Origin of the sequence: Synechococcus sp. CBW1107, assembly GCF_015841355.1 — a bacterium.
In the GTDB taxonomy this organism is placed as follows: Bacteria; Cyanobacteriota; Cyanobacteriia; order PCC-6307; family Cyanobiaceae; genus Regnicoccus_A.
On the sequence record NZ_CP064908.1, the window covers coordinates 1,907,895 to 1,928,822 of the forward strand.

The following is a 20,928-nucleotide window of genomic DNA, read 5'->3' on the forward strand; positions in this document are numbered from 1 at the left end:
GGCCAACAGAATCGTTCCCTCCGGGCTCAGAGGCCGAGATGGATCAATGCGTGCTTCGTCCATTCTTTGCAACAGATTGAATCTGGCTTGCAGCCTTAGAGCACGACCAGATCAGCCCTCACTGCCACAGCGGTGAGCGTTCATTGGTCAACGCTGGCAGGCTGCGCTGCTGCGATACAGCCCCTGAGCGGGTAAAGTTGGTTTCGTGAGGTGGCTGTACCAGCCAGCCAGTGGATCAATTGAAATTCTTGTTTGATCACTGGGCGTGTTCAGCGCTCCGCCACCAAGCTTTACCTTTCGCCGGGTTGACAACCAGTCTCATGAGCACAGCGGCTACGCCATGAACACCATCCTTTTTGCTGGATATCCTGGATCGGGGAACAGCCAGCTCAGCGCCGCCCTTTGCTTGGCGGCAGAATTGCATGGCGGTGGTCAGCCTGATTCTGGTTCTGCCAGGCTGCATGAGATTTACAGGCTCAAAAGCGACCTACAGGCTCCAGCGCAGAAGATACCTGAGCCCAATCCATGCCTGCCTGGTGAATGTGTCAATATCATGACGCAAGAACCATTGCGATACAAGCAACTGGATCAGATCTATTTCGGATCTGTATCCAGGATTGTGCTCACACTCAGCGATCCTTTTGATGCGCTGTTGTGTGCACTTCTGTTTGTGCGCTATTCAGCAAGTATCGCCACAACTGATCAGCTGCCGCCAGCGATTACGGGATCCCTGGAAAGCCTGCTACCAGGCTATGCCTATGCGCAGGATCGGCAGGCTTTCCTGGAGCAGTTCACATTGGAATCACTGCGCGATGCCGGCATTCTCGATCGCTGCCTGCTCTCATTTTCTAATTCAGGCACCGTGATTCCCTTCTTTCATGCCATGGCTGGCCCCTGGGCCTTCTATGGCTCCAGTTATGATGTGAGTGGTAGGCCGGTGTTGAAGCTGCGCCAAGATCATTTGGTGAAAGCCGCCAGCGACGGCTTTGCGGCCATCGCCAGCCCCTTAAGCGAGTTTCTAGGCTGCGATCAGGCTCTGCTGCTCGATGCATTGCGCCTGCAGAAGCAGCAGCAAGGGCAGGCCAGCGAGGCTCAGGCCCAGGTTTCTGCCTATCAGCCGGGAACTCAGGCATTTGCCCGCTATTTCTCCAGGCCTGCTTTGCACAGCTTCGCCAATCAATACTATTCCTGCCTGATCAGCCTTGGCTATGAGGATCTGGTGGATGCAATCTTTAGCCCTTACAAGCTATGAACCGGTAATCAGGATGCAGAATACTTATTATCGCCGATCTTCATCACGATAACCTCATTTACGATTTGATTCCAACGCAGGATCACTCAGTAATTTCGCCCAGGTAGTGGGCATCATGGTTCCCGAATCCGATTCATTGATTTCTAGATTGTTGCAGCGGTCAATGCCAGCCGACATGCTTTGAAGAAAGCGGTGGACGCATTAGCTAGTTGTCAATTTGCCCGCGCCGCCTATCGCTGTACATCCCCTGTGAGCAATGAGTGTGACGTCCGGCTACGACAACCAGACCAATTGCAAAATTTGCTCTGCAGGGCTGCTCATGCAATGCATTTTCTGCCGAATACATAATCAGAATTCAAGCTGAGGAAGTCAAGGGTTCAGCAAAGCAGTCGATGTTGCAGCGCCCCCCGCCGCCTCTGAGACTTTTTGGGCCAAATCCACTGATAGAATCGTCTGAAGCCAAAGCAGTTCGAGTCATGCCAAGCCAGATGTCAACCATCGCAGTTGAGCTGGTAGATGGCATCAAGGTCGTCGTGCCTAATTCGCTCGAGCACATCACATCTTATGTGCTTCAGGAGCAGGGAGACTGGTTTGAAGATGAAATCAAGTTTCTTCGTGGCCTTATTGAGCCTGGCGATACCGTCGTGGATGTCGGAGCCAACTATGGAGTCTACGCCCTCTCTTTGGCAAAGAAAGTAGGTCCATCTGGGCAGGTGTGGGCCTTTGAGCCGGCCGCAAATACAGCAGGGTTGCTCGCAGAAAGTGCATCAGCCAATGCCTTGAATTGGCTTAAGGTGGTGCAAAAGGCGCTATCAAATCGCGAAGGTATTGCCTGGCTGCAGACGCCAGGGCAGTCTGAACTGAATAGTCTGGCCAGCCTGGATTCCCAAAGCGCTGCCTCGGTGGTAGGGCCTGGAGAGGATGTTCAAGTGTCCACACTTGACGCCTGCCTGCAGCGATTTAAATGGGCTAATGTGGATCTGCTCAAGATTGACGCTGAAGGAGAGGAGGAACGCATCCTGCTCGGAGGAGTGCGCTTCTTTCAGGTCCTTTCCCCGTTGGTGATGTTCGAGGTGAAGGCGGGAATAGAGCTGCATTTGGACCTAGTCGCCAGATTTGAAGAGATTGGCTACCAGTGTTTTTATCTTGTTCCTGGACTAGATGTTCTGCTTCCCTTTGATCCCGCTGATGGCGTGGATGGTTATCTGCTGAATTTATTCGCAGCCAAACCGGAGCGGATCAAGCGTCTGGCTGCCGCGGGAAAACTTCTAGAACATGCAGAGAGAGTCCAAGTCTATGAAAAACCTGATTATGAATCGTGGATTTGTGATGTAAAAAATCAACCTTATGTTCGTAGCCTTTCACTTCAATGGGATGGAACAGCTGCACAGCCAGAACAAAGCGCCATTCGTCAAGCATTAGCTTTCTGGAGAGCCTCTCAGGATTGCAGTTCGCCGATTGCTAGGCGTTATGTAGCCCTTGCGGAAAGCTTTGCTTTGCTGAAGAAAGAGTGCCAACCAGAATGCCCTAGTACCCGCTGGGCAAGCCTTGCAAGAGTGGCGATGGCTCTTGGCATGCGCCAAGTCGCAATGCAGGCGGTGAACATGCTGCTCCATGAGGTTCAGTTTGGCGGGGATGTTCTTCACGATGAACCTTTCCTCTGCCCCGACCCACATTTTGACACTGTGGATACCGAAAATAGGATTGATGACTGGCTTGAAGCTGCTTCGTTGTCGGCAGCCGAAAGATTTGGCAGTTACTCAGGATTTTTTTCTGGTGCATCAGCAGTCCCGAGACTTGAGAGACTGGCTTTTCTCGGTTTTGGCAAGGAGGTTATACAAAGGCGCATCGATCTAGTAAGCAAACGTTTTGGCACTGGACTGATGTCTGCTGCTGCTGCTGCTGCTACTGCTGCTGATCGGCTGCCTTCACGGCAGGCCACGCAACCAAACACTGCTTCAGCCACGCTGCAACAGAACAAGCAGCAGGCCATGGAGCTGATCGGGGCCGAGCGCTACGGCGAAGCCCAGCAGATCTATGAGCAGCTGCTGGCCTCCGGCCAGGCCGATGCCCAGGTGTGCACCAACCTGGCCGCCCTGCACCAGATCGCTGGCCGCTCGGCTGAATCGATTCCGCTGCTGGAGCGAGCGATCGCCCTGCAGCCCGCCTATCCCGAGGCCCTGCTCAACCTCGGCAATGCGCTGCAGTCAGGCGGCCGCTCCGAGGAGGCGATCACCGCCTTCCGCCAGGCAATCGCCCTCAATGCCGCCCTGCCCGAAGCCCACACCGGCCTGGGCGTGGCCCTACAAGACCGCGGCCAGCTGCAGGAGGCGATCGACCACCACCGTGAGGCGCTGCGGCTCAGGCCGGCCTACGCCGCCGCCTGGTCGAACCTGGGTGTGGCCCTGCGCAGCCGCGGTGATTGCCGCCAGGAGGCGATCGCCGCCTTCCGCGAGGCGCTGCGCCTCAAGCCGGCCTATCCCGAAGCCCTCTCCAACCTCGGCATCGCCCTGCTGGCCGATGGCCAGAGCGAGGCGGGGCTCGCCAGCCAGCGCCAGGCGATCGCGCTCAACCCCAGCCTGCCGCAACCCCATCTGCATCTGGGCGATGGGCTGCGCGAGCTCCATCGCCTGCCGGAGGCGATCACGGCATACCGCACGGCTATTCAGTGCAAGCCCGATGAGGCCGGCGCCTACGCCGGCCTGGCTCTGGCCCTGCAGGAGCTCGGTGATCTGGAGCAGGGCCTGCTGGTGGCGGAGCAGGGGCTGGCGATCCGGCCCGACTGGCTGCCGATCCACTGGAGCAGGATCAAGATTCTCGACGAGCTGCGCCGGCCAGAAGAGGCGCTTGAGGCGAGCGAGGACCTGCTGCATCTGCAGCCCGACAATGCCCGGGGCCACCTTGCCCAGGCCGCTGTGCTCGAGACCCTGAAGCGCTACGCGGAAGCCCATGCGGCCCTTGATCAAGCGCTGCAGCTTGATCCCAGCTTGTCTGAAGCCCATTACTGCCGCGGCTGGATGCGGGCGGGGGAGGGTGAGACCCAGGCCGCGATCGACGCCTACAGGCAGGCGCTGGAGCTGAAGCCTGGTTCCTATGAGGCCGGCTGTGCGCTGTTTTTCACCGAATTGTTTCTCCGCGGCGAGCAGGGCGAGCGCATCCGCGCCGATGCGGAACAGTTCTGGGCCCGCTTCCCAGCCGCTGCCGTGGCCCCCTTCCCGCCACGGGCGGCGCTGGCCGCCCAGGCCCTGGCCGCTGCCGCACCGATTCGGCTGCTGCTGCTCTCGGGCGACATCGGCGACCATGCCGTGAGCTGCTTCCTTGAGCCGTTGTTGCGTGGCCTCGATCGCCGTCGTTTTCAGCTGGTGCTGGCCCTCAGCCACCGCCGCCGCGAAGCCCGCGCCCGAGACCTGGAGCAGCTGGCGGATGAGGTGGTGGATCTCACTGGCCTGGGGGAGGCGGAAGCGGTGGCGCTGCTGCGCCGCCAGGGCTGTGCCGTGCTGATGGAGACCAGCAGCTGGACAGCCCACAACCGGCTGCCGGTGCTGCGCCACCGGGTGGCGCCGGTGCAGTGCCACTACGTGGGTTTCTGCGGCAGCACCGGCCTGGCCAGCATGGATTACATGATCGGTGATGCGGTGCTGACGCCGCCCCAGCTGCAGAACCAGTTCACGGAACGGCTCTGGAGCCTGCCCCGCTGCTGGTCCACCTATGCCCCCACCTTCACGCCGCCACCCCTGACTGACCGCCTGGAAGGCGCGCCGCTCACCTTCGGATCCTTCAACAATCTGCTCAAACTCACCGACCGCTGCGCCGACTTCTGGGCGGCGGCCCTGCAGGCGGTGCCGGCGGCCCAGATGCTGATCAAAGACGGCAAAGCCCTTGAGCCCTCCGTGCAGAGCCGTGTGCGGCGGCAGTTGCAGAGCCGTGGCGTGGCGCCCGAGCGGCTCAGTTTCATCGGCCATGTGGCCGACTGGCATGCCCACATGGACCTTTACAACCGGGTGGACATCGCCTTCGACACCACACCGATGACCAGTGCCACCACCGGCTTCGAGGCGCTCTGCATGGGTGTGCCGCTCCTGGCGATCCAGAGCGACTGGATGGGCGGCCGCATGAGCTCCTCCGCCCTCACCGCCCTGGGCTGCGCAGACTGGATCAGCCGTGAGCCTGCGGCCTTTGCGGCCCAGGCCGCTGAGCTGGCCGCCAGCAGCGAGCGTGTGCCCAACCAGCTCAAGCGGCAGTTGCATCGGCAGGTGCGCGCCTCTGAACTCTGGGATGGCGCCTCCCTCTGCCGTGCCCTGGAGCAGGCCTTCGAGCAGATGCTTCAGCAGTGCGCCAGCGGCGGCAGCTGAACCCGCGGGCTCCGCCCGGCAAAGCCAAAAAAAAGCACGGCTTTCGCCGTGCCCTGAAACAAGTTGAAGCAAGCGCTTCGATCAGAAGGCCGTGAGAGAGTTGATCACGGTCAGGCTGTCGGTGAAGCTGCCTGTGACGCCGCTGGCGCCTTGATTCTCTGCTGTGATGCTGGCACCAACGACGCCGGTATCGGTACCAGCACCGATGACGGTGATGCCCGCAGCCGAGGATTGGTTCAGCACCACAGCCGTAGGGGTGGCGAAGATAATGGACGAGGTAGCGGTGGTGATGCCACCGGTGCCACCCTGGCCTCCCAAGGGAACGATCGCCGCCTGCACCGCGAACGAAGGGGTTGCCAGTGTGCTACCGGTGTTAGTGGTGGCGCCGAATCCGTTGCGGTCGAAAGAAGCCGTCAGGGTGGAGGTGCCGGCATTGCCTTCAAGAACCCCAACACCCGTGGCAGACAGGGCGGTGTTAACGGCCGTGACCTGGAAGGGATTGAGCGAGCTCGGGGTATTGCCGAGCACTTCGATCGACTGGCCGTACTGAAGGTTGTAATCAGCACCAGCCTCGAAAGTCTGGGTGCTGTTGCCGGTGAGGCTGGGGCCAGCCAGCGCTTCGGACATCATGGAGCCTTGGCCAATGGCGGCAAGGCCTGCGCCGGCAACGGTGAGGCTGAGCTTGAGCTTGGGATTCATTGGAGTGAACGGCGTGAGAACATGGGCCAAGTGTGGGCCTTAGTGCCGGGTGCAGTTCTAAGCGGAAAAAGGCCCAACCATTGACAGTTTTTGAAGCTACCCTATCGATAGGGTGATCCGAATTGATCAGCCCCAGCTTCCTCTCAGTGATGAATGCCCCCCCCCCCCCCCGTGAATTCAACAAACAGCCAGATCCTCGATCTCTCCTCACTGGAGAAATCCTGTCTACGTTGGCTATTTGTCTCTATCGGATCGGTGTTGCGGGGGAAGGAGCAGCGGCTGGTGGTATTTCGCAGCCGCATGATGCTTGCTGGGATCTACAGCCTGCTCCCCTTCTCGGATCGGCACCGGGTGATGACCACTAGCGGGACATGCGCGCTAGCGCATCTGCGCACGAGCGTTCCCTGCCACATCATGATCCTTGAGGATGGCCTCGATGACATCCACGGCTTTGACCTGGTGTATGCGTTCAGGGGTCGGGACGCCCCACCGCACGAATGCAAGCCTGATCGCTCACCGCTGAGCGATCAGAGACTCTTCCTTGTCCTTTCTTCTGCCTTCAGGGATCGCTCAGCAGTGACGGCATCACCCCATCGCGGTGATGGGCGATCCAGGCCTGCTCCAGGAACTCCCAGACATCCCGCCCCTGTTGCCTGAGGGTAGTGGTGACCGTGAGCAGGCGGCTCCGGCAGATCGCACCTTGGCGGGATTGGACTCCTTGACTGATCTTGCGCTGAATCACCGATTGGCGCAGGGCACGTTCTGCGGCGTTGTTGGTGGGCTCTATTCCCTCGTTCTCCAGGAAGGTCCACAACCCACCTGTCACCTTCTGGAGCTGCTGGCACGTGCGCACTGTGCTGGCCCAAGGCGTTCGCTCGCCGCGCTGGTAGCCGAGCTCTACTACCCGCTGCAGCGTGGTCTCAAAGGTCTGGCGGATCGGCCGGCAGCTTTGCTGCAAGGCGGGCCAGTCAATCTTTCCCTCCTTGTAGCGGTGCCAGTGGCCAAACAGCTGCTGCTGCAGGCCCAGCAGCTGGGCTCCGAATTCAGCGCTGGCGCCCGGGCGTTCGGCGATGGCCGTCAGGTCGCGGATCAGGTGCGCCCAGCACAGCTGGCGCTGCTTGGTGGGCAGGTGGTTGTAGGCCGAGAAGCGATCGCTCACCACAATCCCGCCAAAGGCGTTCCCCAGCAGCTCGATGGCAGCGGTCGTCGATCGACTCAGCCCTTGCACAAATACCGTCACCACGGCGGTGACCATGACCCACTGCCAGCCCCGCTTTCCAGTGGGATTGTTGCCGTCGGCATTGCCGGTGGGGGCGCCAGTTTCATCTACGTAGGCCACCGGCTGCACGCGGGCAAAAGCAAGGGCCTCCTGCATGGGCTGCTCCAGTGCTGCACTCAAGCGCTGGCGGACCCGTCCAATCGCGCCGCGGCTCATCTCCACTCCTACCAGCTGCTGGAGCAGGGCCTGGGTCTTGCTGAAACTCAACGGAAAGGCACTGCCCAGCAGGCCCACCAGTGCACTGAGCCTTGGGCCGTAGTGACTGGCCTCCACATCCGCCGGCAACGAGGCGCAGGTGCTGGTGGAACAGCAGGGGCAGACCAGGCGATGCAGCCGGTGCTCGATCACCAGCGGGGTAATCGGCGGGATCTCGATCACCTGATGGCGCAGGGGATCGAGATCCTCTCCCTGGAGCAAGGTGCCACAGCGGCGGCAGGCATCAGGGTGGTGATCCACCACCTGATCCACCCGCTCGATCGACAGCAGCTCTGGTCCGGATCCGGGATGGCCCTGCTGGCCGCCCCGCTTGCGGCCACTGCCCTTGCGCCGTTCTGGCGGCTTAAAACCCAGACCATCACTGGAGGGAGGTTTGGATGAGTTGCGAGAGCTGCGTCCGATCCGCTCACGCAGGTTTGCCAACTCGGTGGCCAAGGAGGTGAGTTGGCCGCGCAACAGCTCGATCTCCTGCTGCTGGGCGTTGATCAGCGCTCTGACGCTGGCGGGAGTTTCCAGCCAGTCGGCTTCTGGAATTCCAGCCGGATGTGCGGTCATCATAGGCGGGTCTCTACCTGAGATGCAACCGGAAATCAAGCTGTCGTCAAGGGTTCAGCAGGGCCGATGTTCGCCGCGAGCTGTCACGCCCCCTGAACGGATACGACCTGGTGGAGCAGGCGCACAAGCTCAGGCCCGATCTGTTGATTGGCCTGTTTTTGCTGGATCCCGCCAGCCTGGCCTCCCCTCAGCTGCTGCAGTGCAGCGCCAACTGGATCATTGCTGATCGCGACATGCTCACGCCGGACCGCCCCTTGGTTCGGGCGATCAAAGCGGCGTATGGCGGTGAGACCTACCGCAGCCCTGCCGTATGCCTGGCCATGCAGGCCCTCATGACTGAGGGACCCCACGACGCCAGCGCCGCCACCCTGCCGCGCCAGCACTGGTCGGAGCGGGAGGAACGGCTGCTGCTCCACCTCTGCGCCGGCCGCAGCAACCGGGAGATCGCCGACGCTCTGCACTACTCCTTGGCCACGGTGCGCTCCTATGTGCGCGATCTGATGCGCAAGCTGGGCTACTCCAACCGCATCAGCTTTGTACTCCATGCCACCAGCCTCGGTTTCCCGCCGCCGCCTGGCGCGGGCCCCACGCCAATCCCTGATCCTTGAGGGGCCTGAGGGAGTGGATCAATGCACTCCCTCAGGCTGTTATGGGCTAAATTTCAGCCGACCTGAGCGCCGTTAAAATTCTTAACGGCTGCCACTTAAAATCTTCATTATTGTTGTTTTTCAAAATTATGCTTTTAAATTACCGCCTCCTGACTTGTAATTATCGTCAGTTAACGCCCAAGCTGCTCCTGTGCCTGCTGGCTGCTGTGGGTCTGTTCGGATTGTCTTGGCTGACTCCCCGAGCCAGCCAGGCTCAGAGCGCCAGTGCCAATTCGGCTGCCAATTCCGCCGGTACCACGGTCAACAACCAGAACAATTCCCAGATTAACACCAGGGCACCTCGAAAAATCGTAAGACCGCTTGATAACGTCCGGATTTAGATTATACTAGGCCATACCGATTACATACTTTCTATGGGCCAGCGAGGTTTCTGGGACGAACAACAAAGAGTTGCAAAGCTCCAAGAGAAGAAGCCGGTTCTGATCCGTCTCGCAGAATCGATTCCCTGGGAATCTTTCCGCCCTTTGCTTGACAAGGGCTATAGCCAGGAGCGCAAAAGCAATGCTGGACGCAAGAGAATCGACCCACTGATTCTTTTCAAGATGCTGGTGCTCCAGCAGCTATTTAATTTAAGTGATGAAGAGATCGAATTCCAAGTAAATGACCGTCGCTCCTTCGAGGGGTTTGTTGGTCTTGGGGTGATGAATGACATACCAGATGCCACCACAGTCGCCTTCTTCAGAGAGCGACTGCGCAAGGCGGGAGTTATCGAGGAACTCTTTGAGATGTTTGAGGAATACCTGCGCTCTCAGGGTCTCCAAGCCCGGGGTGGTCAGATCATTGACGCGACTCTCGTCCCTGTTCCCAAGCAACGCAATACCCGCGAGGAGAACAAGGAAATCAAAGCCGGAAGGCTGCCAGAGGGCTGGGATGAAAACCTAGACCGCTTGCAGCAAAAGGATTTAGACGCTCGCTGGACACAAAAGAACGGCCTCAGTTACTACGGTTACAAGAACAGTATTTGCATCGATGTCGACCATGGATTCATACGCCGATATGCTGTCACTCCTGCCAATATCCACGACAGCCAGATGCTTCCACTTCTGCTTGATCCAGAAAACGAGCATGACTATGTCTGGGCAGACTCAGCATATTCCGGCGAATGCTTTGATGCTCTTCTGAGTCTCGGTGGCTTCGAAAGCCTGATCCACGAAAAAGGCGCTCGCAATCATCCGCTTAGCGACGCAGCCAAGGAATTAAATCGTCTTAAGTCGTCGATCAGAGCTTGTGTCGAGCATGTCTTTGGCTGCATGACCATGTCCATGGGTGGAAAGCTGACAAGAAAGATTGGGCTAGAAAGGAACGAGGCTTGGTGGGGTCTCAAGAACCTAACATTTAATTTACTGCGCTATCTCCAGCGCTCTGCCCACGTAGTAGTGGTTGCATGAGTCACTCATAGAAGTGATACGGTTCAGTGAAACTCGTCAATAGTTGATATAATGCTTTCTTGCGTAGCCGCCTCCATGGCGGCATTTTTATGTCCGCAAGATTTCCTATTTGTGCTGATTATTCGAGGTGCCCACCAGCACATTCTATGGCTTTGGCCCCGGCATCAACTGCCCCACGCCCACCCTCGCCGTTGCCGGCTTCAGCGGCAACGGCGAGGGCTCCAGTGATGGCGATGTGCTCGGCGCCACAGTCAACAGCAACAACTATGGCGGCATCGTGACGTTCACTTTGCCCATCGGCGGTGCGAACGCAGAAATCTGCAAGGAGATCGGCAAGGCTCAGGTTCAGGCCTTGATGGCGAACGTGGCGCGTGCCACCATCGAGGCCAACAAAGTCCAAGCCGACATCAATCTCGTCACAGCCATCAAGTGCGTGGAACTGATGCGGGTGGCCACCCTCTCTGGTGTCTACGCCGAGATCTGCCGGGGTGTCACACCCATCGGCCAGAAACCCCTTCCCCCGACGGCGAGCCAGGCGGCTCCCCTGCCAGGGCAGGCTGGATTGATCAGGCCGATGCCTCCCCGGGCTTCCCCCACTCCACTCTCAGCCATCCCCCCTAACCAAACGCTTTCCTCAGCCTCAGAAGGTGCCTGATGAGTCTTGCTTGGTTCAGGAGTCTTCTGCATAGAGAGCGCCTGTTGCTTCGTTGGCTAGGCCCCAGGCTGCTGCTCCCTGTTTTGCTGTCCACCCCTGCCGTCACCCCTGCCGCCCACGCTTCAACGTTCGAGATCTATTGCGTCAACAATTCCGATGGCACCTCCAGTTGTGAAGGCTGGGATGGCGGTGAAACTCTGGTCTGCACCCCCAGCAGTGGCGGAACCACCAGCTGCAGCTCCTCCAGCGGCAGCAGTTTCACCTGCGTGCGAGGGCGTGATGGCACCACCACCTGTGACACCGCCAGTGGCGGGGGACAGCAGCGTGTTGGCACCCGTTGCATCCGCACAGGCCAAGGATCAATCAGCTGTGACGCCGATGACCCCCCAGCTCCGGATCTACTTCCTGGGCCCCGGCTGCCCAGCACCGGGCCTGATCTGGATCTGCTGATCCCTCGCCTGAACGGAAGTCTGGAGATCCCCAGCCTGTTCCCTTGAAGCTGAAATCGGGCTCCACAAAGCCTTCCATCGATGCAGTCACGCGATTGAGCTTGTTGGTTGAGCCGCTCAGAGGCACATGGCAAGCGTTCACTTGTTGATACCCCCCCGCGCTTGCCAAGCGGCAGGCTCAGCACAGACGATGGCTTCGCCCTCCAGCGCCCCTGCCATGGCCACCGAACGCACTTTTCTCGCCATCAAACCCGATGGGGTGCAGCGCGGCTTGGTGGGCGAGATCCTCGGCCGCTTCGAGCGCAAGGGCTTCAAGCTGGTGGGTCTCAAGCAGCTGGTGCCCAGCCGTGAGCTGGCCGAAAGCCATTACGGCGTGCACAGCGAGCGCCCCTTCTTCGCCGGCCTGGTCGAGTTCATCACCAGCGGCCCGGTGGTGGCGATGGTCTGGGAAGGGGAGGGGGTGATCGCCAGTGCCCGCAAGCTGATCGGCGCCACCAAGCCCCTCGAGGCCGAGCCGGGCACGATCCGCGGCGATCTGGCGGTGAACATCGGCCGCAACGTGATCCATGGCTCCGATGCGCCCGAAACCGCCGTGTTCGAGATCGGTCTGTGGTTCCAGCCCTCCGAACTCAGTGACTGGACTCCCGCCGATCAGGTGTGGCGCTGCGAGGACTGAGTGTGCAGGCTGGGGCCTGGCGCAACCTCCAACCTGCAATCATGGCCCGCCTCACTCCCCTCGTCCCCCTGGTGCTGAGAGGCACCCTGGCACTCAGCTGTGTTGCTCAGCTGGCGGAGGGCCTTCCGGCCGGGGCCCGCGGCGGGATGCCTGTCCTGCCCCAGGTGGTGGAGGTGCCCTCCAGGCCCGCTTACGTGACTCCGCCCAGGGGAACCGAGGCCGCCGCCCGCAGCGGGCAGCTCCTGGAGCCCGCCACCCTGCTGCGCACCCGCACGCCAGGGAGGCTGCAGGTGGCCTTTCCGGATGGACGCCGCTTCCGCCTGGGGGGAGACGCCCTCGCCCTGATCGGCCGCCGCGAGGTGGAACTCAGCCGCGGCCAGATCATCGGCTGGCTGACCCCGGGGCGGAACGCAGGTCCGCCCCTGAGGATCAGGACCCGGGTGGGCACCGCCTCGATCTCGGGCACCACGGTGTTCATCGAGGCCAGCCCGGCGCTTCTGCGGATCTTCAGCTGGGAAGGTCCGGTTGAGGTGGAGGCCCGCAATGGTCAGCGCTTCACCCTCAACACCGGTGAGGAAGTGGTGCATTCCGCCGGTGGCTGGAGTTCACCGCGTCGACTGAGCCGTGCGGAGGCGGCTCGCCGACGCCGTGCCAGCTCCCTGCTCAACGGGTTCTCCACACCGATGGAGACCCTGCCCGAACTGGAGCGGCAACTCGACCGCCTGCCGTGACGAGGCCACGAGTCTGGTGGCTGGCGCTGGCTGTGCCCCTGGTGGTGGCTCTGCCTGCCTTTCGCTTCACCCCGCCGGGTGCAGCCCTGGCACGGCTCGATGGTCAGGCGCGAGGGCAGTTCTTCCGCTGGCGAGGTCCGCGGACGGCCCCTGCAGATCCCCTGATCCTGGCCATCGACGGCGAGTCCCTGCGCCTGGCGGATCTGCTCGGGACCGACGAACGTCAGGCCTCACCGTTGTGGCGCCGCATGGGGCCCTGGCCGTGGCCCAGGGCCCTTCAGGCGGAACTGGCCGCCACGGCCCTGCGGGGTGGTGCCCGGCGGGTGATGATCAACATCGAGTACAGCCAGCCCAGCCGATACGGCCCCGCCGATGACGCGGCGGCCCAGGCCCTGCTGACCCCCTGGCGGCAGCGGGTGCATCTCGCCACCGGTTATGCCCTGGAGCGGCGGCAGGGTCTGGAGCAGATCAAGCTGCGGCGTCCGTTGCTGGCTCTTGGGCCCTCCGGTCTGACCACTCTGTTGCAGAGCGAGGCGGGCGTGGCCGAGGCGGTGCCGGGCCGACGCTGGTGGCGGGAGCAGCTGGCTGGCTTCGCCCTCCCCCATCCGCTGCCGATGGCGTTCCTGGCGCGGCCGGATGCTCTGGAGGAGGAGCCGCTCGGCCTCAACTACCGCGGTCCTGCCGGGACCCTGCCCTCGCTGTCGGCCTGGCGGATCCAGCAGGCACCGACAGGGATCTGGAAGAACCGCACGGTGGTGATCGGGGCCACGGCACCGGAGCTGGGAGACCAGCTGGAAACGCCCTTCGGCGCCATGAGTGGCAGTGAGGTGCTGGCCACCGCTGTGGGCAATGTGCTGGCGGAGGATGGACTGCGCTCAGCGTCGGGACCCGCGACGGGACTGTTGCTCCTCCTCTGGGGAGGCGGTGCGCTGACCCTGCTGGCGCGCCCATCGTCGGCCCTGGGCACGGTCGCCGTGGCTGTGGCTCTGATGGCCGCTGGCCTTGGCCTCACCTATGGACTCTGGCTCTGGGCCCAGCTCGATCTGCCCCTCGCGGCGCTGCTGCTGGCTCCCCTGCTGGGGGGCGGCCTGCGCGCGGCCGGGCAGGCCCGGCAGGAGCTGCGGGAGCGGGCCTATCTGCATCAGGTGCTCTCCCACCGCATCTCCCCGACCCTGCTCCACGACATCCTGCGCAACCCCGCGCCGATCTGGAACCAGGCCGCGGGTGTGCGCTGCCGCTGTGTGTTGCTGTTCAGCGATCTGGTCGACTTCACCCCCCTGAGTGCCAGCCTGGAGCCGGCGGAGCTCTTCGATCTGCTCAACCGCTACTTCGAGGTGATGGCGGCGGCGGTGCTGTCTGAGCAGGGGCTGCTGGACAAGTTCATCGGCGATGCGGTGATGGCGGAGTTCGGGGTGCCACGCAGCCGCGGCGACCAGATCGAGGCCCGCGCGGCGGTGCGTGCGGCTCTGGCGATGCAGCGAGGTCTGCAGACGCTCAATCGAGCGTTGGCCGAGAAGAACCGTCCGCCCCTGCGCCATGGCATCGGTCTGCATGTGGGGGAGGTGATCGCCGGCAACCTCGGCTCCAGCCAGCGGCTCGAGTTCACCGTGGTGGGCGCCAGCGTGAACGTGGCCAGCCGGCTGGAGGGGCTGACCCGTCGTTATCCCCAGCATCCGATCCTGATCAGCGGCGATCTGCTGGCGCTGCTGCCGGGGGAGCTGGTGGTGGAGCCTCTTGGCCCACATCCGCTCAAGGGCTGGCCCGATCCCCTGAGGGTGTTCGCCCTGCAGGGTCTTGAGCCGGAGGCACCGGTGGCGGATGAATCCGGAGCCGGCGCGCCGCTGTGACGAGCAGGGCAGACGCCGCCACAATGAGGAATCTGCGGGGCAACCTCCGGCTCACGGCCGCTGGGCTCTGAGCCATCACGCCACCTGTCACGGTTCACGTCGTCAACACTCACGTCGTCAGCACCCATGTCGCCGCTCCCCCGCCCGGCTGTGGTTGGCTCCCTGCCAGTCCGCCCACAGGCAGCACACCTCCGCCTGCTGCTTCCCGCTGCGCTGCTGGCCTGCCTGGCGATCCCCTTCCGGCCGGCGCCACTGCGGGCCGCCGAGGCGGCCACGGTGCGGGAGATCCTCGACGGCAAGGAGCTGTTCATCGATGAGCGCCAGGCCAGGGTGAACGACAAGGCGGTCACCCCCCAGGAGGTGAGCACCAGGAACAGTCGCGCCCAGCTGGGTTTTCCCTCAGGGGCCGCCGGACGTCTCAACCGCTTTTCCCTGCTCCGCCTCGGTCAGGATTGCTTCCTGCTCAGCAAGGGTCAGGTGCTGGTCTCCGGGAAACAGGCGGGATGCACCCGCTCGTCGCGGTTGAGTGTGCGCGGCACCAACTACCTGCTCGCGGTCGATGAGAGCGGCGGCACCGAGTTGTCCGTCCTCGAAGGCTCGGTTGAGGTGGAGCCTCTCAACGGAGGACAACCTGCCCCCGGGGGGGCCACCACCGTGAATGCCGGAGAGAAACTGCAGCTCTCACCGGCCGGAGTGGTGCTCACCCTGCTCAAGCTCAGCAATGGCGACTACAACGCGATTCTCGGTGGGCCTCTGTTCCAGGGCTTCACCACACCGCTGCCGGCCTTCGGATCCCTCGAGAGCTACCTGCGCTCCACCATGCCCTCGGTGTCGATCCCCTCGGCGCCGTCAACCCCTTCGATTCCGTCGTTCGCGCTGCCGCGCTTCTTCTGATGGGGCAACCAACCCGATGAGGGCCAGGGTGATGCGCGTGCTGCGGTGACCACCATGCTCAGGGAGCCCCTCCAGCCATGAGCCGACCCCGCGCCCTGGTGGCGGCCTCCCTTGGTGTGGCCCTGCTGGCGGGGGCGATCAGCGGCTGGCCCATCGGCCGCTGGCGCGCCTGGGAACGGGGCCTGGAAGACCAGCTGCTGGTGCTGCGCGGCCGCCGCCCGCCGCCGGGGCAGGTGGTGCTGGTGCCGATCGATGATGCCACCCTTCAGCAGGGGGACTGGTACCAGAGCCAGCCGCAGGAGCGTCCGCCCGACTGGGCGGTGGGCACCGGCACCTTGCCCTGGCCCCGGGCCGCCTATGGGCTGCTGGCCTCCCGGCTGATCGAGGCCGGAGCCAGGGTGGTGGCCATCAATGTGGTCTTCGCGGGCCCCAGCAGCCTGGGCCCCGCCGACGATCGGGCCCTGGCGGTTGAGCTGCGCCGCCATCCGGGCCGGGTGGCCCTGGCGGCCGAGATGCTGGAGCCGGAGGATGCGCGCACGGGTTCCTCAGGCCTGACCCTGATCCGGCCGGAGGCGGTGCTGACCGCCCTGGGCGGGCCCGACCGCCTCGGACTCGGCAACACCCTGCCGGCCGAACCCGGGGAGCCGCCGCGGCACCCCGAGGCCTACGGCCGCGGGCTGCTGCCCGCCAATGGCGTCGCGCCGTTTCCGTCGCTCTCCGCCACGGCGCTGCGCCTGGCCGGGCGCGGCAGCCGTCAGCACGACCCCGCCATGGCCCTGAACGTCTATGGCCCTGAGGGCGCCTTCCCGCGCATCCCGGCCTGGGAGGTGCTGGACCCTGACCGTTGGCGGGGGCATCCCCTGCGCGCGCGCGTCCACGGTTCCGTGGTGCTGGTCGGACCCGTGGTCTCCCAGGGGGAGGCCGGCAACCCCACCCCGTTCGGACGCCTTTCCGGCCTCGAAGTCCTGGCCACCGCCACGGCCAACTCCCTGCAGGGGGATGGGTTGGCCCCCTGGCCCACTTCCGCCCCCTGGAGGGCCCTGCTGGCCATGCTCCCCCTGCTGCTGGTCGCAGCCGTGGCCCTGCGGGGCGCAGGCCTGGGCTGGCGTCTCGGCTGGGTGGCGGCGGGCCTGCTGGTCCTGGCCCTGGCGGGCTGGCTCACCCTGCTGCAGGCCCACCGCTGGCTGCCGCTGCTGGGTCCCGCCGGAGGTCTGGTGCTGCTGGGCCTGCTCTATGGGGGTGAGGCCTATCAGCGGGAGGAGTCGGAGCGGCGCCGGTTGCGGCGCACCTTCGAGCGCTACGTGGCCCCCAGCGTGGTGGCCGAGATCCTGGCCGACCCCACCGCTGCCGAGGGCATGCTGCGCGGGCGCGTCCGCCCGGTGACCGTGCTGTTCTCCGACCTGATCGGCTTCACCCAGCTCACCCAGAAGCGCGGCAAGGAAGGGCAGACCGAACTGCATGTGCGCCAGCTCAACCGCTACCTCGGCGCGATGGTGGCGGTGATCACCGACCATGGCGGCACGATCGACAAATTCATCGGCGACGCGGTGATGGCGGTGTTCGGCTCGCCCCTGGGCCGGGGTGAGCGCGAGGAGGCCCTGGCGGCCCTCCATTGCGCCCGGGCCATGCGCCGTGCCCTCGAGGAACTCAACACCGCCTGGCGGGCCGAAGGGGTCGAGCCCCTCAACAGCGGCATCGGGCTGGCCAGCGGTCCGGCGATGGTGGGTCAGATCGGCAGTCCCCAGCGCCTGGAGTTCACCGTGATCGGCGACACGGTGAACCTCGCCAGCCGCCTGGAGGGTCAGACCCGTCCGCTGCAGGTGCCGGTGGTGTTCGATGCGGCCACTGCCGAGCTGGTCCGTGGGGAATTCCCCGTGAGCCCGTTGGGTCTGGTCACGGTCAAGGGGATGGGGGAGATTCCCGTGTTCACGCTGGGAACCGGTCCCAGCGGAAGTCCTTGAGCAGCCCTGCCGTCGCTGGGTCTGGCTGCGGTGCCATGGCCGCCGCGATCAGCTCCGCGGTGATCGCCGCCAGCAGCACACCGTTGCGGTAGTGGCCCGTGGCCAGCCAGAGCCCCGGGATCGGACCGGGGCCGAGCAGGGGCGCCTCATCCGGGGTGCCGGGCCGGAAGCCCCACCAGCGCTCCATCGGCGGCCAGCAGGCCGCTTCCGGCAGCAGCGCCTCGATGCCGGCCTGCAGCTCCCGTTGCCCGAAGGGAGTGAGACCCTCCGCGAAGCCGGCCTCCGGCTCGCTGGTGGCCCCCACCACCAGCAGGCCGTCCTCCCGGGGCACCAGGTAGATCCCCGGACCGAACAGCACCCGCTTCAAGGCGTCCCGGGGCCCCTGCAGCGAGAGCATCTGCCCCTTGATGGGGGCCACCGGCAGCGCAGGCATCAGCCGGGCGCTCCAGGCGCCGCAGGCCAGCACCGCCCGCCGGCAGGGGATCGTGGCGACGTCCCCCTGGGCACGGCGGATGCGCACCGCTTCGAGCGCATCACCCTGCCGGCACACCAGCTCCAGCACCTCAGCCCCTTCCTCGAAAGCCACCCCCCGCTCCACGCAGGCCCGCTCCAGGGCCCGCATCAGCTGCCGGCGGTTGTCGATCTGCCCGTCCTGGGGGAACAGCAGCCCGGCCTGCCAGGAGGGCCCGAGGCCGGGGATCTCCCGCTCCAGCTCGGCCCGCGTCAGGGGCGCCCCGAAGGCGGCGGTGGGGTAGGCGTCGCGCTGCTCGGCGGCGGCAAAGGGCACCACGATCCCGCAGGGCCGCAGGCCGCAGCTCAGGCCGCTGTCGGCTTCGATCCGCTGCACCCAGGCCGGAATCCGCTCCAGGCTGGCCTGGCCGAGGCCCAGCAGCGGGCCCGAGATTCCCTCGGCGTGGGGGGCCAGCATCCCGGCGGCCACGAACCCCGCCGCCTCACTGCGGCGCCGGCTGAGCACCTGCACCAGCTCTCCCCGGCGGGCCAGCTGGTGGGCCACCGCCAGACCGATCAGGCCGCCACCGAGGATCAGCACGGGGTCGCTCTGGACGCTCATGGGGCCGGCTCTGGGGTCCGCAGGGGATATTCAGCTTCGGCCATGGCCTCGCCCTGCGGCGGCGGCCGGACGGGGCCTGCTGCATAGGATCGCCCCAGGCGGGATGAAGGCCATGACCGGGGTGAGCGGAGAAGGGGGATGGGAGGCGGTGATCGGCCTCGAGACCCATGTGCAGCTGGGCACCGCCAGCAAGATCTTCACGGCGGCCTCCACCAGCTACGGCGACGATCCCAACACCCATATCGATCCGGTGGTGCTGGGGCTCCCAGGCACCCTGCCGGTGCTCAACGAGAAGGTGCTGGAGTATGCGGTGAAGGCGGCACTGGCCTTGAATCTGCAGGTGGCTGAGCACAGCAAGTTCGACCGCAAGCAGTATTTCTATCCCGATCTCCCCAAGAACTACCAGATCTCCCAATACGACGAGCCGATCGCGGAGAACGGCTGGATCGAGGTGGAGGTGGCCGAGAAGGGCAAGGACACCTACCTCAAGACGATCGGCATCGAGAGGCTGCACATGGAGGAAGACGCCGGCAAGCTGGTGCATGCCGGCAGCGATCGCCTCGCCGGCAGCACCCATTCGCTGGTGGATTACAACCGGGCCGGCGTGGCATTGGCCGAAATCGTGAGCAAGCCCGATCTGCGCACCGGCCGTGAGGCGGCGGAGTATGCCTCGGAGATCCGCCGGATCATGCGCTATCTGGGCGTGAGCGACGGCAACATGCAGGAGGGTTCCCTGCGCTGCGATGTGAACATCTCGGTGCGCCGTGGGCCGGATGAGCCGTTCGGTGTGAAGGTGGAGATCAAGAACATGAACTCCTTCTCGGCGATCCAGAAGGCCTGTGATTACGAGATCGCCCGGCAGGTCAAGGCGATCGAGGCCGGTGAGCCGATTCGGCAGGAAACGCGCCTCTGGGACGAGAGCAAGCAGCTCACCAAGAGCATGCGCAGCAAGGAGGGGAGCAGCGATTACCGGTACTTCCCCGAACCGGATCTGGGCCCGATCGAGGTGACCGCCGAGCGGCGCGAGGGATGGCGCGCGGAGCTGCCCGAGTTGCCGGCGGCCAAGCGCCATCGCTACGCCGAGGAGCTCGGCCTCTCGATCTACGACGCCCGGGTTCTCACCGATGAACGCGCGATGGCCGAATACTTCGAAGCCGCCGTGGCCGCCGGAGCCGAGGCCAAGTCGGTCGCCAACTGGGTCACCGGCGACATCGCCGCCTATCTCAATGCCGGCAAGCTCTCGATCACCGAACTGCCCCTGAAACCCGAGGAACTGGCGGAGCTGGTGGGCCTGATCGACGATGGCACGATCAGCGGCAAGATCGCCAAGGAGATCCTGCCGGAGCTGCTGGAGAAGGGCGGCTCCGCCAGGGCGATCGTGGCGGAGCGCGGCCTGGGCATGATCAGTGATCCCGCCGCCATCCAGGCGGTTGTGCAGGACCTGCTTGCCGCCCATCCGGCGGAGGTGGAGGCCTTCCGCGGCGGCAAGACCAAGCTTCAGGGCTTCTTCGTGGGCCAGCTGATGAAGCGCACCGGCGGCCGGGCCGACCCCAAGCTCGCCAATCGCATCCTCAGCGAGCAGCTGAAGGGCTGAGGTTTGAGTCGGAAATCCATGGCCAGCAGCTGGCTGTGGTGACTGATGGCCGGTGCACCAGACGCAGTCTTCGCAGCTTTCAACCTGCTGAGGAGCACCGGCTCGAAGTTGGCACTCTGCTCCTGGAGCTATCGAAAACCGCTGGTTGGGTGTGGAGAGCAGCTGTCACGACTGGGGGAGCTGCCACCGATCAGCCGCCAAGCGAGGTTCACGGCTGACACGAGCACTTGCAAGAGCATCAAAGGGTGGCATTGAGGCCTGAAAGTGATCACCAATGCTGAAATGGCCTCTGATCACCCGGTTACCCCAATGAGCGACCACAACGACCAGAAACTGTCTCCGCGGGAGATGATCCGGGTTCATGCGGGGATCGTTCTTCAGTTGGCCACGACCATCAGCGCTGTCGTCATCGCTGCATCACTGGTTCCCATCGCCCGGCAGGCGAAACTCTGGGAGGCCTGCCATGACACCTCCGTGAAGTGGCACGGTGTGTGGCACGTTGACAACATCACTGGCGATACGAAGGATGTGCATTAGGCCTGGGCGACACGCTTCTGCAATGGCGGCTCCCTCAGGCCCAGAGAGTGAACAAGAGTGCCACCAGGCTGGGAGGTAGCCGGGCTTTGATCGACAGAGATCT

Annotated in this window: 16 protein-coding genes and 1 pseudogene; 14 read left to right on the forward strand and 3 right to left on the reverse strand. The window is 63.9% G+C overall.

The genetic code is table 11. The features are described 5' to 3' along the window. Positions 1–340: 340 nt before the first annotated feature. From I1E95_RS09875 to I1E95_RS16910, 3 genes and pseudogenes are all read left to right on the forward strand, one after another. Complete coding sequence (locus tag I1E95_RS09875; protein ID WP_197161863.1) at positions 341–1,252, forward strand: hypothetical protein; 912 nt, start codon at positions 341–343, stop codon at positions 1,250–1,252. A 488-nt stretch (positions 1,253–1,740) separates the two neighbouring features. Beyond that, positions 1,741–2,328: pseudogene (locus I1E95_RS17255) on the forward strand (FkbM family methyltransferase); the annotation flags it as partial. Positions 2,329–3,243: 915 nt separating this feature from the next. Further along, a complete protein-coding gene (locus I1E95_RS16910; RefSeq protein ID WP_231594550.1) occupies positions 3,244–5,604 on the forward strand; it encodes a tetratricopeptide repeat protein in 2,361 nt (786 codons plus the stop codon). Positions 5,605–5,685: 81 nt separating this feature from the next. Here I1E95_RS16910 and I1E95_RS09885 read toward each other — a convergent pair whose 3' ends face one another. Continuing rightward, a complete protein-coding gene (locus I1E95_RS09885; RefSeq protein ID WP_231594551.1) occupies positions 5,686–6,303 on the reverse strand; it encodes a hypothetical protein in 618 nt (205 codons plus the stop codon). Positions 6,304–6,862: 559 nt separating this feature from the next. Further along, positions 6,863–8,356 carry an IS66 family transposase gene (locus tag I1E95_RS09890; RefSeq protein ID WP_231594537.1) on the reverse strand — a complete coding sequence of 498 codons (1,494 nt, stop codon included), beginning with the start codon at positions 8,354–8,356 and terminating at the stop codon, positions 6,863–6,865. A gap of 107 nt (positions 8,357–8,463) precedes the next feature. Here I1E95_RS09890 and I1E95_RS09895 point away from each other — a divergent pair, with 107 nt between their 5' ends. From I1E95_RS09895 to I1E95_RS09935, 9 genes are all read left to right on the forward strand, one after another. Next, on the forward strand, positions 8,464–8,961 hold the full coding sequence (locus I1E95_RS09895) for a LuxR C-terminal-related transcriptional regulator (RefSeq protein WP_197161872.1): 498 nt from the start codon (positions 8,464–8,466) through the stop codon (positions 8,959–8,961). A 413-nt stretch (positions 8,962–9,374) separates the two neighbouring features. Beyond that, positions 9,375–10,409, forward strand: coding sequence for an IS5 family transposase (locus I1E95_RS09900; protein ID WP_197161875.1), 1,035 nt, complete (start codon positions 9,375–9,377; stop codon positions 10,407–10,409). A gap of 127 nt (positions 10,410–10,536) precedes the next feature. Continuing rightward, positions 10,537–11,064: a hypothetical protein gene (locus tag I1E95_RS09905; RefSeq protein ID WP_197161878.1), complete on the forward strand. Its 528-nt coding sequence runs from the start codon at positions 10,537–10,539 to the stop codon at positions 11,062–11,064. 83 nt (positions 11,065–11,147) lie between these two features. Next, complete coding sequence (locus I1E95_RS09910; protein WP_197161880.1) at positions 11,148–11,561, forward strand: hypothetical protein; 414 nt, start codon at positions 11,148–11,150, stop codon at positions 11,559–11,561. Positions 11,562–11,730: 169 nt separating this feature from the next. Continuing rightward, positions 11,731–12,189 (forward strand): nucleoside-diphosphate kinase, encoded by a 459-nt coding sequence (gene ndk / locus I1E95_RS09915; RefSeq protein ID WP_197167380.1) that lies wholly within the window; start codon positions 11,731–11,733, stop codon positions 12,187–12,189. Positions 12,190–12,230: 41 nt separating this feature from the next. After that, positions 12,231–12,920, forward strand: coding sequence for a FecR family protein (locus I1E95_RS09920; protein ID WP_197161883.1), 690 nt, complete (start codon positions 12,231–12,233; stop codon positions 12,918–12,920). Next, complete coding sequence (locus I1E95_RS09925; protein WP_197161885.1) at positions 12,917–14,767, forward strand: adenylate/guanylate cyclase domain-containing protein; 1,851 nt, start codon at positions 12,917–12,919, stop codon at positions 14,765–14,767. Before I1E95_RS09920 ends, I1E95_RS09925 begins: the two co-directional genes overlap by 4 nt. 126 nt (positions 14,768–14,893) lie before the next feature. Beyond that, on the forward strand, positions 14,894–15,661 hold the full coding sequence (locus I1E95_RS09930; protein ID WP_197161888.1) for a FecR domain-containing protein: 768 nt from the start codon (positions 14,894–14,896) through the stop codon (positions 15,659–15,661). A gap of 77 nt (positions 15,662–15,738) precedes the next feature. Next, complete coding sequence (locus tag I1E95_RS09935) at positions 15,739–17,622, forward strand: adenylate/guanylate cyclase domain-containing protein (RefSeq protein WP_197161891.1); 1,884 nt, start codon at positions 15,739–15,741, stop codon at positions 17,620–17,622. Here the strand turns inward: I1E95_RS09935 and I1E95_RS09940 are convergent. Further along, a complete protein-coding gene (locus tag I1E95_RS09940) occupies positions 17,588–18,694 on the reverse strand; it encodes an FAD-dependent oxidoreductase (RefSeq protein ID WP_197161894.1) in 1,107 nt (368 codons plus the stop codon). The two genes, I1E95_RS09935 and I1E95_RS09940, sit on opposite strands and share 35 nt — an antisense overlap. 103 nt (positions 18,695–18,797) lie before the next feature. On the opposite strand from I1E95_RS09940, the gene gatB reads away from it, so the two are divergent. Together gatB and I1E95_RS09950 are read left to right on the forward strand one after the other, a co-directional pair. Then, a complete protein-coding gene (gatB, locus tag I1E95_RS09945) occupies positions 18,798–20,288 on the forward strand; it encodes an Asp-tRNA(Asn)/Glu-tRNA(Gln) amidotransferase subunit GatB (protein ID WP_197161897.1) in 1,491 nt (496 codons plus the stop codon). Positions 20,289–20,597: 309 nt separating this feature from the next. After that, positions 20,598–20,825, forward strand: coding sequence for a hypothetical protein (locus I1E95_RS09950; RefSeq protein ID WP_231594552.1), 228 nt, complete (start codon positions 20,598–20,600; stop codon positions 20,823–20,825). The last annotated feature ends 103 nt before the right edge of the window (positions 20,826–20,928 follow it).

Excerpts from the sequence above, each read along its gene's own strand:
- I1E95_RS09875 (WP_197161863.1), top strand. The coding sequence starts at position 341 with ATGAACACCATCCTTTTTGCTGGATATCCTGGATCGGGGAACAGCCAG.
- I1E95_RS16910 (WP_231594550.1), top strand. The coding sequence starts at position 3,244 with ATGGAGCTGATCGGGGCCGAGCGCTACGGCGAAGCCCAGCAGATCTAT.
- I1E95_RS09885 (WP_231594551.1), bottom strand. The coding sequence starts at position 6,303 with ATGAATCCCAAGCTCAAGCTCAGCCTCACCGTTGCCGGCGCAGGCCTT.
- I1E95_RS09890 (WP_231594537.1), bottom strand. The coding sequence starts at position 8,356 with ATGATGACCGCACATCCGGCTGGAATTCCAGAAGCCGACTGGCTGGAA.
- I1E95_RS09900 (WP_197161875.1), top strand. The coding sequence starts at position 9,375 with ATGGGCCAGCGAGGTTTCTGGGACGAACAACAAAGAGTTGCAAAGCTC.
- ndk (WP_197167380.1), top strand. The coding sequence starts at position 11,731 with ATGGCCACCGAACGCACTTTTCTCGCCATCAAACCCGATGGGGTGCAG.
- I1E95_RS09920 (WP_197161883.1), top strand. The coding sequence starts at position 12,231 with ATGGCCCGCCTCACTCCCCTCGTCCCCCTGGTGCTGAGAGGCACCCTG.
- I1E95_RS09930 (WP_197161888.1), top strand. The coding sequence starts at position 14,894 with ATGTCGCCGCTCCCCCGCCCGGCTGTGGTTGGCTCCCTGCCAGTCCGC.
- I1E95_RS09935 (WP_197161891.1), top strand. The coding sequence starts at position 15,739 with ATGAGCCGACCCCGCGCCCTGGTGGCGGCCTCCCTTGGTGTGGCCCTG.
- I1E95_RS09940 (WP_197161894.1), bottom strand. The coding sequence starts at position 18,694 with ATGAGCGTCCAGAGCGACCCCGTGCTGATCCTCGGTGGCGGCCTGATC.
- gatB (WP_197161897.1), top strand. The coding sequence starts at position 18,798 with ATGAAGGCCATGACCGGGGTGAGCGGAGAAGGGGGATGGGAGGCGGTG.
- I1E95_RS09950 (WP_231594552.1), top strand. The coding sequence starts at position 20,598 with ATGAGCGACCACAACGACCAGAAACTGTCTCCGCGGGAGATGATCCGG.